We start from the raw sequence: 13,881 nt of genomic DNA, 5'->3' as shown, positions 1-13,881 counted from the left end.
TGGTCGAGTTCTCTGGTCTCGATATTCCTACCCCGCGTATAGCTGCCACCCAAGCCTGTAGGAAGGCCGATGGTAGCTCCACTTCTACCAGAGGTTTAAAAATGAAAAGTCTTCACCCCGATCCACCCTACGAAAACCCAATTCCCCACCCCGACAACCGCTTCATGGCGCTCACCGGCAACTGCACCGACATGCCGACCCTGTTCGTCGATACCCACGCTCCGATCGATATCTTGACCGAAGCTGCCAGCTACCGAATTCGTGCCGTAACCCAAGTGCTTGAGAACATGTCGATGCGCGGTTCAGTCGAGTGCGAATCCTTCATTCTCAGTGACTTTGCTTTGCTCTGCGCCATTCCGTTGCGCGATGGCTGTGATGTGCTGGATGTGATTGGGCGGCGGTTGCGGGCTCGGTCTTCGGACTAACGTTGCTGAATGATCGTTCCCACGCTCTGCGTGGGAATGCAGCCGGTGACGCTCTGCGTCACATCAGTGTCTGGCTCGACAGCGGCGGTGTGGCTGGAACGCGGAGCGTCCCTTGAGGCATTCCTACGCGGAGCGTGGGAACGATCAATCGCAGCCTTCGGCAGCTCCTACGGGGGCTGCGTCGGGAGAAGGGCCGCGTTGCGACCCAGCGGGAGCAAGCTCCCTCGCCACAGGCAGCCCCTCGCCACGGTCGGTTACGCTTGAAGACCCGTGATCAGATGAACAACCCCATCCTCCAGCATCATCACCCCCGGCACACCCGCCGCCGCCAAAGCCTGCCGATCCATCCGCGCCACATCCCGCAACTCCACCCGCACCCGGGTCAGCGCCACCGGTTGTTGCGACTTGAGGTTATCCATTCCGCCAAGCCCGGCGACGATATTCGCGGCCAAACCGCCAATCGGCTGAGCCTCCATTTTCGGCTCGTCCACCACCAGGTCCGGGGTCAACGCTTTCCAGAACGCCCGCTGCATTTTCTCGAACATGCTCAGTTCTCCAGAACCAGTGAAGTATCGACCGTCGCCTCGTGGTGCCGCCGCAATGCCTCGCGCACTTGCTCGGCACTTTCCAGCCCCAGCACTTGCTGGGCGATGGCTTGGCAGTCCAGCAGATCCACTTCGCGAACCGCCGCTTTGATCGCCGGAATCAACGGCACGCTCACCGACAACTCATCCACGCCAAGCCCCAGCAACAGCGGTACCGCCAGTTTTTCCGAAGCCAGGGCACCGCATACTCCGACCCATTTGCCATGGGCATGGGCGGCTTTCACGGTGGTGGCGATCAAGCGCAATACCGAAGGATGAAAACTGTCGGCCTGACTGGCCAGCCGTGGGTGATCGCGGTCCATGGCCAGGGTGTACTGGGTCAGGTCGTTGGTGCCGATGGAGAAGAAATCCACTTCGGGCGCAAACAGGTCAGCCATCAGCGCCGCAGCCGGTACTTCGATCATGATCCCCAGCTTCGGCAGTTCAGTCAGGCCCAGTGCCAGCGCCTCTTCTTCAAGCAGCTGACGAGCCAGCCGCAGTTCCGACAATTGCGTGACCATCGGCAGCATGATGTGCAGGCGAGCCAGCCCGGCGCTGCTCAGGATCGCCTTGAACTGATCGCGCAACAATTGCGGACGCTCCAGGCACAAACGAATGCCGCGCATGCCCAGGAACGGGTTGGTTTCGCGGTCCATCGGCACATAGGCCAAGGGTTTGTCACCGCCGACATCCAGGGTGCGCACCACCAGGTTGCGCGCCGGCCCCAGAGCGCGGGCGATGGCGCCGTAGGTGGATGCCTGCTCGTCATGGCTTGGCGCGTGGTTGCGATCCAGATAAAGAAACTCCGAACGCAACAGACCGACGCCGTCGCCGCCCAGCGCCATGGCCTGTTCGGCTTCGGCCAGGGACGCGATATTGGCGGTGATCTCAACGTGATGCCCATCGCGTGTACGGGCCGCCAGCCCTGCGTTGGCCAGCTCGTATTGCTGGCGTTGCTTTTGCAACTGACGATTGGCTTGCAACTGCTCAATAGCAGCCAGCTCGGGATCCAGCTGCAGCTCGCCCTTGTCGGCATCGAGCAACACCCGGGTGCCATTGATCAGTGTCAGCACCTGAACCGGTAAGCCACAGATCGCTGGTAAACCGGAGGCCCGCGCCAGAATCGCCACGTGGCTGGTCGCACCACCACCGACCGTCGCGAACCCGAGTACTTTGCGCGTATCCAGGCCGGCCGTTTGGGAGGGCGTCAGTTGCTCGGCAATTAGAATCGCCCCGTCCGGCAACTCCATTGCACGATCCTCTACGCCGAGAATCAGCTTGAGTACCCGTTGACCGACGTCAGCCAAATCCGCGGCCCGTTCGGCCAGCAAGGCATTGCCCAGTTTTTTGAACAAGGTGGCCGTCGACTCGGTGGCCGCACGCCAGGCGAAACCGGCGCTTTTGCCTGCATCGATCAGGGCCAGTGCCTGATCCAGCAGGCCAGGGTCTTCGAGCAGTTCCTGATGAGCCTTGAAGATGTCTGCCTGGGCGTCACCCGTGGCCTTGTCTCGCAACTGCTGCAAGGCCAGAACCGCCTTAGCCAGCGCTCGGGACAGGTGCTCACGCTCAACCTGAGGGCTGACGCCTGACTCGCTCACCTCGAGGGTCTGCTCGGCAATCTGCACCACCTGGCCAAACGCCGCCCCCGGCGATGCACAGACGCCGCGCAGCACCGTTAGCGATGAGACCTGCGCGGCAACTGTCTCAACCTCTGCCATCAACGTTACGGCTTCTCCACAACCGGCGGCCAGCAACTCGGCCAGCGTCTTGATTGCCACTTCGGCATCCGCGCCCGCCGCGCTGACCTGCAGGACGTCACCATGGGCGGTCTGCAAAGCCATGATCGCCACCAGGGATTTGGCGTTCGCGCTGTCCTGCTGTTTATGCAGGCAAATGCTCGCCGCAAAGCCTTTCGCTGCCTGGGCAAACACTGCTGCGGGGCGAGCATGCAAACCGTTGGTGTTGGGCAGCGTTACCGGTTTGGAAAACAGCGCTTCGCCCTCCTGCGCAATCCCCTCATCGGCCGCCCCTTCGGATGGATTCAGACTCAGCAGCGGCTGGCCACTTTCCACCACACCCGTTTCGGGCGCCAGCCAGGTGAACGGCTCACCGCTGACCACCAGCATCAAGGTCAACAAACTGCGTGCGTGCAAGGCAATGTAATCGGCATCGAACTCGATCAGTGCCTGCCCCACTATTACCCGCTGACCTTCCTCCACCAATCGGGTGAAACCCTTTCCAGCCAGGTTCACGGTATCGAGGCCGATGTGCATCAGCACCTGCACGCCATTGTCGTCGGTGATGCTGACGGCATGCCCACTGACCTGCACATTGCTGATCACGCCGGTCAGCGGTGCGCACAAGGTTTGCGAAGTCGGATCGATACACAGACCGTCGCCGATCACTCGACTGGAAAACACCTGATCGGGCACCTGATCCAGCGGCATCAGCACGCCGGACAAGGGTGCCAGCAGTTGCAATTGTTGGGGTGTGGCCATAACGTCACCTGCTGTTTTGTTCTTTGAAGTGCTGATGGAGCGCGAGGCTCCGACAGCATCGCTTATTTCCACCAATACTCGACCTGCAATCCGACGTTCGAACCGTGTCGCGCCGTGCCGAAGGCGCCGGTGTCGGACAACGCCGAGCCCGCTGCCAGTTCATTGGCCGCCCGTTTGGCCGCCTCGTTCCAGCTGGCATAGGTGTAATACAGACGCACCTCGGGGCGCGCCCAGAAATCCGGGCCCTTGGGCGACCAGGTCGGGGCGAAGGTGAACTTGCTCAGCTTGCGCGTCCCGCCCGTGGCTTCAACCTGATCGTGGCCCAGTTCGGTCACCAGTTTGAACAGCTCGGTGATCGCATACGCCGGGCGAATCCCGAGGGAAATCCAGTTCTGGTCGGCGCCGTCCGGGCGAATGTCTTTCTGGTAGACCGCTTCGACCTGCCCGCCGAAACGCGGCGTCACTTGCCAGTCGAAGAACTCCACTACGCGATAGCTTTTGCTGCTGTCGTCCAGCTTCACGTTACCGGTATAACCCAACCCGGTGCCGGGCCCTTCGCCGTACTGAAAGGCCAGTTTATTCTTGCCACCCAGAAAGCCCTTCTGCACATGCTGGGTGGTAATCGCCCAACCGTGGTGAGCGTCGCGGCTGTCGGGTTTGTCGATGTAGCTCAGGCCGAACTCCAGCTCACCGCCAGGGTTGGTGTTGAAGCCGGCGACGTTGAAATCGTGACGGTTGATGTAGTCCTTCTGGTACAGGTTGTCCTTGCGCGAGAAGGCGTAGCTGTACTTCAGATCACCGATCAGCACATCTTCGATACCGCCGCCGGTGGCGCTCTGGTTCCAGTAGTAGAAGTCGGAAATGTGGATATCGTTCCGTTTGTAGTAACGCCGACCGGCCCACAGTGAACCGCCGTTGAGGCTGGGCATGTTCGACCATTGCGCATACAACTGCGGCATGCGCACCGAGCCGTTGTCGCCGTTGAACGTCAGGCTGCGGTCGTACTGGTTATACAGCGAGGCCATGCCGTCGACACTGAGCACCGAGCCGTCGTCCAGTGTGAACAGATCCTGACGCAACTCCAGCTCCGCATACTGTTCGCATTCGTTGCCGAGGCGGTATTTCGACTGCGCACCCGGCAATTGAAAACATGACTGCGAACTGCTGTTGACCGACGTGCCGACACCGCTACGCACATAGCCGGCGAAGTCCAGCGCATGGACCGACAACGGTAACGCCAGGCACACGCTCGCGACTGCAAGACTGCGATTTATTGTTGTTTTCAAGAACCACCTCATTATTTTTATTGTGTGATGCAGCAAAATCGGCGCGCAAAACTCCCCCGCGCAGCGTTCTGCGTGTTTTTTGAATTTTTTTTTTAGTGGTCAGTCAGGCGCAGAACGAACGACTCATAGGGCCGTAGAAACACCTGCCGATTGCGCGGCGGGCAGTCTGGGTAGTTGCTGATGACCAGAGATTGCACCATCGATTCGTTGATCACTTCTGGCGGCAGTTCGACTTCGCACGGCGTGCCGTAGAAGTTGTTCAGCACCAGCAAACGCTCGCCCTGGCCTTCACGCACGTACGCCCAGATTTGTGTGTGCTCAGGCAATAACTGCCGGTACACGCCGTCGGACATCAACGTTTCACTGCGGCGCAGCGCAATCAACTGTCGATAGTGATGCAGCACCGAATCCGGGTCGTCGAGTTGGTGGGCGACGTTGATTTGCGCTGCGTTGGCCGGCACGCCGATCCAGGGTTCGACCGCGCTGAAGCCAGCGTTCGGCTCGGTGTTCCAGTGCATCGGCGTGCGACCGTTGTCCCGGGACTTCTGCATGATCGCCGCCATGTTGTCGACGTCGCTGCTACCGGCTTCGCGCTTGAGCCGGAAGATGTTCAGGGTTTCGACATCGCGGTACTGATCGATGTGATCGAAGCCCGGATTGGTCATGCCCAGTTCTTCGCCCTGATACACAAACGGCGTGCCCTGCAGGAAATGCAGCGCCGTGCCGAGCATCTTCGCCGACACCACCCGATGTTCGCCGTCGTGACCAAAACGCGAGACCACACGCGGCTGGTCGTGGTTACACCAGAACAACGCGTTCCAGCCGCCGCCAGCCTGCATGCCGGTCTGCCAGTCGGAGAGGATGCGCTTGAGTGCAAGGAAATCGAAATCGGCACGAACCCACTTCTGCAGGTTCGGGTAATCAACTTTCAAGTGATGGAAATTGAAAGTCATCGACAGTTCTTTCGATTCCGGCCGCGAGTAGCGAATGCAGTGTTCCAGGCTGGTGGACGACATCTCGCCGACGTTGATCAGGTCATGGCCTTCGAACACTTCACGGTGCATCTGCTGCAGGTATTCGTGGACGTTCGGGCCGTCGGTGTAGAAGCGCCGACCGTCGCTGTTGTCCTCGGGGAAATCCGCTGGCTTGGAAATCAGATTGATCACATCCAGACGGAAACCGCCCACGCCTTTGTCGCGCCAGAAACGCATCATCTTGAACACTTCGGCGCGCACCTGGGGGTTGTCCCAGTTCAGGTCGGCCTGCGTGTGGTCGAACAGGTGCAGGTAGTACTGACCGGTCTGGGCCTCGTACTCCCAAGCCGAACCACCGAACTTGGATTCCCAGTTGTTCGGCTGGTCGCGCCAGATGTAGAAATCGCGGTAAGGGTTGTCGAGGCTGCTGCGAGCCTGCTGGAACCAGGTGTGTTCGATCGAGGTGTGATTGACCACGATGTCGAGCATCAATTTGATCCCGCGCTTGCCGGCCTCGGCGATCAGCAACTCGCAGTCGGCCATGGTCCCGTAGCTTGGATCGATGGCGTAGTAATCGCTGATGTCGTAGCCGTTATCGCGCTGGGGCGAACGCAGGAACGGTGTGATCCACAGGCAATCGACACCCAGCCAGTGCAGGTAATCGAGCTTGGCCACAACGCCAAGCAAATCACCCGTGGGGTTGCCGGCGTGGCTGTGAAAACTCTTCGGGTAGATCTGATAGATCACCGAACGTTGCCAGTCTTGCATGGCGGGATTCCTTCAGTAAGTTTTGTACTGGCCTTGGGGGCCTCTTCGCGAGCAAGCCCGCTCCCACATTGGAATGCGGTCAACTGTGGGAGCGGGCTTGCTCGCGAATGCGATCTGTCAGGCAACCCGATACCCGGGCCGAACAATCCTCATGCTCAACCCGCAGGTCAGAACAAACGGCACGACCATGGCAATCACCATCCCAACCACGAACATCGGAATGAACTGCGGAATGATCGAGATGAAACCGGGCAACCCGCCGACGCCGATCGCCGAAGCCTGGACCTTATTCAGCGACAGGAAGATGCAGCCCAGGGCCGAGCCGATCAGGGCCGCATAGAACGGAAATTTGTAGCGCAGGTTGACCCCGAACATCGCCGGTTCAGTGATGCCGAAGTAAGCGGAAATCGCCGAGGTCGAGGCCATGCTTTTATCGCGCACACTGCGGGTCATGTAGAACACCGCCAGTGCCGCGCTGCCTTGGGCGAGGTTGGACATGACGATCATCGGCCAGATAAAGGTGCCCCCCTGGGTCGAGATCAATTGCAGATCGACCGCGAGAAACATGTGGTGCATGCCGGTGATCACCAGCGGTGCGTAGAGCAGGCCGAAAATTGCGCCTCCGACCATGGGCGCCAGGTCGAACAGGGTCACCACGCCTTCGGTGATGAGAATCCCCAGGTGGCGGGTCACCGGGCCAATCACTGCCAGCGCCAGCACGCCGGTGACAACGATGGTGGTGATCGGCACCACCAGCAATTGCACGGCGTTAGGCACCCGCGCCCGCAGCCATTTTTCGATGACGCTCATCACATAGGCCGCCATCAGGATCGGCAGGATTTGCCCCTGATAACCGACTTTTTCGATCTGAAACATACCGAGGATGTCGAAATACGGCAGGCTCTGCCCCTCAAGCCCAGCCACCGCTTTGCCGTAGTTCCAGGCGTTGAGCAGATCCGGGTGCACCAGCATCAGGCCAAGCACGATGCCAAGGATTTCGCTGCCGCCAAAGCGCTTGGCCGCCGACCAGCCCACCAGTGCCGGGAGGAACACGAACGAGGTGTTGGCCATCAGGTTGATCAGGCTCCAGAGCCCGTCAAGCTTGGGATAAGCGTCCAGCAGGGTCTTGCCCTCGATGAACATGCCCTTGGCGCCGATCAGGTTGTTGATGCCCATCAGCAGGCCGGCAATGATCAGAGCCGGAAGGATCGGCATGAACACGTCGGAAAACACCCGCACCAATCGCTGCATCGGGTGGATCTTGTCGGCGCTTTTCTGTTTAACGTCGGCGATGGTTGAAACGGCAAGACCGGTTTGTCGACGCAGCTCGGCGTAGACCTTTTCCACTTCGCCGGGGCCGATGACTACCTGGAACAGGCCGCCGGTATAGAACGAACCTTTGACCAGATCGATCTGGTTCAGCGTGGCGCTGTCGACCAGGCTCGGGTCCTTGAGGGCCAGGCGCAAGCGTGTGACGCAATGCGCGGCCTGCTCGAGGTTATCGCTGCCACCGAGGCTGTGCAGCAGCTCAGTGACGATATTCGGATAGTCGTGGCTCATGCTTATTCTTCCGCTGTAGTTTTTTGTTATTGGCAGCACGCCGAAGCGAAAAGTACTCGTCTGTACGAGTTATTGCAACAACTCGTACAGACGAGTTTGGTTTTGTTTATCCTGAACCCGACAAGCGGCGATATTTCCTACCTCAAAAGTCAAAGAAACCTAAACCCGCATGGACAAACCCCTACCCTGCCCTTAAGGTTCAAAACCTTGAGCACAGCGCGGCACAGAGCCATCCCCATGAGTAAATACAACCAGATCTACAGCGATCTGCTTGCCAGCATCACGACCGAACGTCTGGAACGCGGCGCCCGATTGCCGTCCGAAACCGAACTGATGGACAGCTATCAGGCCAGCCGCGGCACCGTGCGCAAGGCCATCGAACAATTGCAGGAGCGCGGCTTCGCCCAGAAAGTCCACGGCAAAGGCACCTTCGTGCTGTCGACCAACCCGATCGAGTTTCAACTGGGCGGCATCGTCAGTTTCCAGGAAACCTACCCGCGACTGGGGAACGACGTCAGCACCGAGGTGGTCGAGTTCACACAAATCCCCCTCGAAGGCCCGCTGCTCGAACACATCAAGGCTGCAGAAGGCAGCCTGATCACGCGGATCAAGCGAGTACGGCGGATCGACGGCAAACGGGTGATCCTCGACATCAACCATTTCGTCAGCGACGTGATTCCCGGCTTGTCCCGCGACATCGCCGAGCAATCGATCTACGCCTTCATCGAACAGACCCTGCAACTGCAGATCGCCTACGCCCAGCGCACCATCGAAGCGGTGCCCCGCAGCAAGGACGACCAGCAACACCTGGATCTCGACGGCCAGAGCCATGTGATCGTGGTCAGTAACCAGACGTTTTTGCAGGATGGCAGGCAGTTCGAGTACACCGAGTCGCGGCATACGCTGGATAAGTTCTACTTTTCGGATGTGGCCAGGCGCTGACACTACAGGACACTGAATCGCAAATGGGCATACATATGTAGTGCACACGCCTTGAGCGAACGGGTCATCCTCGACGTCCATTTCTCAAGGATAGAGAGTGCATGAACTCGACCGCCCCCCGCCCACTGCCCAACGCGGCAGACAAAGCGACACTCAAAGAAATCGCCAACCACGTGATTCTGACCTGCCCGGGCCTGCAAGACGTCGCTCACGAGATCGCCAGCGACCTGCTCAAGCAACACGACATTCCCAGTCTCGATCCGGACCACATCTATTTCCACCGATTTGATGCGGCGCAAAGCAGCGCTAAAACGTTCACCGGCTGGGAACACATCCAGGCAACCCCCAGCGAATCCACCACGCTGACCCAACTGGTGATCCAGCGGTTCCGCCCCACCGACCAGGACAACGCCGACCTGCTGGACCTTTATGGCGGCTTTTACACAGCCGGACCGGACGCCGGGAACTTCAATGAAACCAATGAAGTTCGCCTGCACGGCAATGAGGTTTTGAAGTACTTCTGGGCTATCGATTTCAGCACGCTGTACACCGACAGACTGACTGCCTTCTGGAACGATTCCGGCACCGACTTTCGCACCCTGGCCAAGTGCAACTTCCTCATCAAAGCCGTGCAGGCACGGGACAAACGCCAGTTGAGCGACGAGGATTTCCAGTTCGTCACGAATGAAGTCTTCGGCCCGATGACCTGGCCGGTCAGCTTGCAGATGTTGCAATCAGAACACCCTGGCACCGACAACACTCGCACCCTGGATGTCGCTGGTTACGTCGCCACCAACATTCTTCGCTTTGTCGCCCCCAAAGGTCGACAGATCGTCTACCTGCCCGGCGACACCGACGCCTTCCAGGTGCTGGAAACCGCCACGGACATGCACTACTGGATGTTGCAGCGGATGAACAAGGAGGAGGCGCGCCCGGCGTTCATGACGCATTTTTCCCTGGCCGATCGGCAGCGTATCGCCGAGAACATTACCGATCTGATGAATCAGCTGGTCAGCACCTGGGGCAAATACGACCATCACCTGATCAACCAGGAAAACCAGGTCATTCGCGGTGACGCCTTCAGTTGGTTACGAGACTCGACCAAAGCCGCGATGTTCGCCGAGGCCACGCTGTCGTTGACGTCCAATGGCGATTTACGCAAAAAGCTCTGGATCGGTTACCTCAGCGCCGGCATGAAAGTGTTCGGCCCTATGGCCGTCGTCGGCTGGCCGATTGCGTTGCCAGTGGTCGGTGCCAGCCTTGTCAGCATGGGCTTGAACATCGATCAGGCGGTCAACGGTAAAACCGCCGAAGTGCGCAAGGCCGGCATCGTTGGCGCCGTGCTCAGCGGCATTGATGTGCTGTTCAACCTGCTCGCCCTGAAAGGCCCGGGCTCACTGGAGGAAGTCGGCCCCGAGATCGACGCCGCCGAAGCGCAAGAAATGGCCGATCTGAAGGGAAAAACCCAACCGTCTGAAGGACCCGGGCCGACTCCGAGCGAAGTCCCCGTTAAAGCGCCGGGCAACGCCGAGCCCTCCGTAAAAGTGCCGGAAAGCTTCAAAAGCGATGTGCCGCTTAGCGAGGACACACTGGTTCGTGAACCGGGCAAGTTCCAAGGGACCTATCGGCTCGCGTCCAACCCTTCCAGCGCCATCAAGCTCAATGGCAACGCGTATTACGTGCGCTTTGAAAACGGCCTCAACGGTCGCGGTCACTGGGCCATCATCGACCCGGTCAAGCCCAATGCATTTTCGGGTTCGATTCCCGTACGGTTGAGCGCCGAAGGTCAGTGGGAAATCATCCCGCGACTGGGGTTGAGGGGTGGCATGGAGGCATCGCCTGTTGCTGGTGCAACTGGAGAACCCGTCGAGGGGTGGGCGCGAACACCGGGCGTTCATGTTCCCGGGCTCGAAGACCCGGAAATGAGGGCGTGGGCACTCGGTGGACCAGACGTCCACGCGCACTTCAGGAGGATATGGACGATCGGCTCAATAGATGTCCGCAGCGTGCTGGGGACTGATGTCGACACAGCAGGCCCCCGCAGTGTGTTCATGTCCCCTTTCGACGAGCACGCGGAGACTTTGAGCGAGTTCGAGCTGGCTCAGGAAGAACCCCGCAGAAACCTGATTAGCGATGCAAACGCCTACTACGAACTCAATCCCCCGACGCCTCGTCTACCAGTATCGTCAGCGCAGCAGATAAACACCTCGACCGAGCTGCTCGATACCGCATTCGCAGAAAAACCGGGGTTGGTCGTTGGAGAGGGCCGCGGCAGTATCGGCAGTAAACAGTTCCTGATCGAAAACATGCCCGCCCTGGCCCGACAAGGTGTGAAGACGCTGTACCTGCAGGAACTGCTGGCTAACGTCAATCAACTTGATCTGGACACCTTTGCAAGAACCGGCGAGATGCCCGAGGAATTGGAAAACTACCTGAGAAAACTCGATTTCAAGGCAGGAAACGATCCCGAGGGCAGATTCAACCTCCTGGCACTGGTGAAAGCGGCTAATGCCCAGCGCGTCCGGGTGCAAGCCGTCGATATGACGACGACCTACAACATCAATGAATCTCATTTTTTCCAGCCTGATAACCAAATGGCGCGAACTTTTTTTGCCAGCCAGGTCATTCAACTCAATGAAGAATTGAAGGGGCCGGCCAATTGGGTTGCCTTGGTAGCTCAGGAACACATGACGAGTTTCCGAGGCTACCGGGGCATCAGTGAACAGACCGACGCTTTGAGTATTCGAATCGATGACGTGACACCGGGTCAGGTACAGCCCATCGGTTCCGATCCTGGTTTGGCGGTGGAGTATGAAGACTATCCAGACTCCCCTGTCCATGAAGCAGTGGATGGTCTCACTGATTTCGGCAGTATCCGGGCGCTGATCAAGGGCGACTGGCGTGTGCAGATGGAAACCCCATGGGCCGACAGAACCCCGCAAGCGCTGAGAACCCTGTTGTCGGAACCGGGAATGTTCACCTTCCAGCGCTACAGAAGCAGCCTCCTGGTGGTTTATCGCAACGCCAATAATCACATCGCAGACAGCGTCATCCGCTCGACACCCGGCGGCAGGATCAATCTGGATACCCCGCTCGGGTCAGCCCACGACTCCATCACGGTGGATAACTTCGAGAAACTTAAGCAGACACTGATAGAAAGAGGCATGAAGCCAATGGGTTGGCCGGACCTGACCGGCGAGGCCGAGGGCGCGGCATCGATGTTCGAAGGGCTTGCGCAGGCATTCCCTGAAATCCAGCGACCGACCCTACCGGACAACTGGCAGGCCAATGAGCTGCTCGAAGGCATGACGCCCGAACGCGAACCCGGAAAGTACCAGGGTATCTATCGGCTCGACTCCAATCCTTCGACCGCCATCATGCTCGATGACACGCCGTACTACGTCGACTTCAAGACAGACGTCAATGGCGTTGGCCACTGGGCCATCATCAATCCGGAAAACCCGACCGCGTTTTCGGGCTCGATTGCGGTGCGCCTGAATGCGGAGGGAAATTGGGAAACAGTGTCGAAAGAAGGACTCAAAGGCGGAGGGAAGGTATTCAACACGCCAGGGGCCGTTCATCCTGGTGCCTCCAGCTCTACACCTCGTCTACCGGCGCCCTACAGCGCTTACGAAGTGCCGGCTGAATTGAGATCTGCGCTCAAAGAGGCTGCCGACGGACTCCGCGATCGTGCTTTGTCGGATTTCTACGACAGTGGCCAGGAGTTCGATCCTTACATGGATTTCAAGGCCATCAGGAAACGCTTGTATCAGGATGCGGTGCGCTTTTACGAAGCCCCCACGTTGCCACCCAGGCCACCCATTCCTCAACTGGACCCTGCCACCACCAACCAGGCCATCATCCAGGAGATATTCAAGGAATCCCGGGGGCTGGTGATTGGCGAAAGTCATGCTGACACCGGCAGTAAACAGTTTCTGATCGACAACATGGCGCAGTTGGCCAGGCAGAACGTCAAAACGCTCTACATGGAACACCTGCTCACCGATTTCCACCAGGCTGATCTGGATAAGCTTTTCAATACCGGCTCGATGTCGCAATCCCTCGAACAATATTTGAAAGGACTCGATCAGGGACATACGACCGACCCGCTCGAGCGTTATACGTTTCTTGAAGTAGTCAGGACAGCCGCTAAACACCGCATTCGGGTTCAGGCCATCGATTGCATGGCGAGCTATAAGCTGCGCGGCATGAGATCTGGCTCCGTTGAAGAAAGCATCGACAAAGAGACTGTCAGGCAGAAAATGATGAATTTCTACGCCAGGACAGTCATCCGAACCGACCAGGCAACCCATGGCGTTCACAAATGGGTGGCATTGATGGGCAACTCCCACGCCAATACCTACCGGAATGTGGCGGGCGTCAGCGAGTTGGAAGAAGCCATTGGCTTGCGGATCGAGGATGTCGCCGAGGGACAATCCACCAGCATCGTGGCCGATCCGGGCAGGCGATACTCCACGGGGCAAATTGGGCAGGCTGTCGAGTTTGTCAAAAACGATCTGCGCCTACAGGTCGAGACCCCCTGGATGGCGCAAACAATGCCGGAGATCGAAACCCTGCTGTCCCGCCCCGGCCTGTACACCTTGAAACAGGAACGAATAGGGACGTATCTGGTGCATCGAAGCAAGGACAACTCGCTGGTGCGTACCGCCATCGAGACAGATCTCGGTTACTACTACATCAACCGACCGTCCTGGCCTTCCATCAGTGGACGACGTTTCCCCAGTATCAAGGCGCTCTTGGGGGCTCTTGATCAAATGGGCATGACCCTGGCCGGATGGTCGAAGCGGCTGTAACCCGCAAACGAAAAAGCCGTGTGAAATCGG

General features: G+C 58.8%; 8 protein-coding genes. 3 read left to right on the top strand and 5 right to left on the bottom strand.

Annotation, left to right across the window (positions count from 1 at the left end; genetic code table 11):
* The first annotated feature begins 101 nt into the window (after nt 1-101).
* On the top strand, nt 102-425 hold the full coding sequence (locus AC1RQB_RS09825; protein WP_063341438.1) for a hypothetical protein: 324 nt from the start codon (nt 102-104) through the stop codon (nt 423-425).
* 254 nt (nt 426-679) lie between these two features.
* On the opposite strand, the gene AC1RQB_RS09820 is transcribed toward AC1RQB_RS09825, so the two are convergent.
* The 5 genes from AC1RQB_RS09820 to treP form a co-directional block, all read right to left on the bottom strand.
* Nucleotides 680-970, bottom strand: a complete 291-nt coding sequence (locus AC1RQB_RS09820) for a PTS sugar transporter subunit IIB (RefSeq protein WP_063341439.1) — start codon at nt 968-970, stop codon at nt 680-682.
* Nucleotides 971-972: 2 nt separating this feature from the next.
* The gene (gene ptsP, locus AC1RQB_RS09815; protein WP_063341440.1) at nt 973-3,507 is read right to left on the bottom strand and encodes a phosphoenolpyruvate--protein phosphotransferase; all 2,535 of its coding nucleotides are present in this window, start codon (nt 3,505-3,507) and stop codon (nt 973-975) included.
* A gap of 62 nt (nt 3,508-3,569) precedes the next feature.
* Nucleotides 3,570-4,793, bottom strand: a complete 1,224-nt coding sequence (locus tag AC1RQB_RS09810) for a maltoporin (protein ID WP_063341441.1) — start codon at nt 4,791-4,793, stop codon at nt 3,570-3,572.
* Nucleotides 4,794-4,885: 92 nt separating this feature from the next.
* Complete coding sequence (treC, locus tag AC1RQB_RS09805) at nt 4,886-6,535, bottom strand: alpha,alpha-phosphotrehalase (RefSeq protein WP_063341442.1); 1,650 nt, start codon at nt 6,533-6,535, stop codon at nt 4,886-4,888.
* A 117-nt stretch (nt 6,536-6,652) separates the two neighbouring features.
* Nucleotides 6,653-8,095, bottom strand: a complete 1,443-nt coding sequence (treP, locus tag AC1RQB_RS09800) for a PTS system trehalose-specific EIIBC component (protein ID WP_008070938.1) — start codon at nt 8,093-8,095, stop codon at nt 6,653-6,655.
* A 237-nt stretch (nt 8,096-8,332) separates the two neighbouring features.
* On the opposite strand from treP, the gene treR reads away from it, so the two are divergent.
* Nucleotides 8,333-9,037 carry a trehalose operon repressor gene (gene treR / locus AC1RQB_RS09795; RefSeq protein WP_008014686.1) on the top strand — a complete coding sequence of 235 codons (705 nt, stop codon included), beginning with the start codon at nt 8,333-8,335 and terminating at the stop codon, nt 9,035-9,037.
* Nucleotides 9,038-9,138: 101 nt separating this feature from the next.
* Entirely contained in the window at nt 9,139-13,851 is a 4,713-nt protein-coding gene (locus tag AC1RQB_RS09790; RefSeq protein WP_063341443.1) for a membrane-targeted effector domain-containing toxin, read from the top strand.
* Nucleotides 13,852-13,881: the final 30 nt, after the last annotated feature.

Source organism: Pseudomonas sp. GW822-FHT02E03, from assembly GCF_058802325.1.
Note: the sequence above shows the minus strand (reverse complement) of the source record. Positions and strands in the feature narration are given on the sequence as shown.

What these genes read in the sequence shown, in the direction of transcription:
- AC1RQB_RS09825 (WP_063341438.1), top strand. Translation starts at nt 102, where the DNA reads ATGAAAAGTCTTCACCCCGATCCACCCTACGAAAACCCAATTCCCCAC.
- AC1RQB_RS09820 (WP_063341439.1), bottom strand. Translation starts at nt 970, where the DNA reads ATGTTCGAGAAAATGCAGCGGGCGTTCTGGAAAGCGTTGACCCCGGAC.
- ptsP (WP_063341440.1), bottom strand. Translation starts at nt 3,507, where the DNA reads ATGGCCACACCCCAACAATTGCAACTGCTGGCACCCTTGTCCGGCGTG.
- treC (WP_063341442.1), bottom strand. Translation starts at nt 6,535, where the DNA reads ATGCAAGACTGGCAACGTTCGGTGATCTATCAGATCTACCCGAAGAGT.
- treP (WP_008070938.1), bottom strand. Translation starts at nt 8,095, where the DNA reads ATGAGCCACGACTATCCGAATATCGTCACTGAGCTGCTGCACAGCCTC.
- treR (WP_008014686.1), top strand. Translation starts at nt 8,333, where the DNA reads ATGAGTAAATACAACCAGATCTACAGCGATCTGCTTGCCAGCATCACG.
- AC1RQB_RS09790 (WP_063341443.1), top strand. Translation starts at nt 9,139, where the DNA reads ATGAACTCGACCGCCCCCCGCCCACTGCCCAACGCGGCAGACAAAGCG.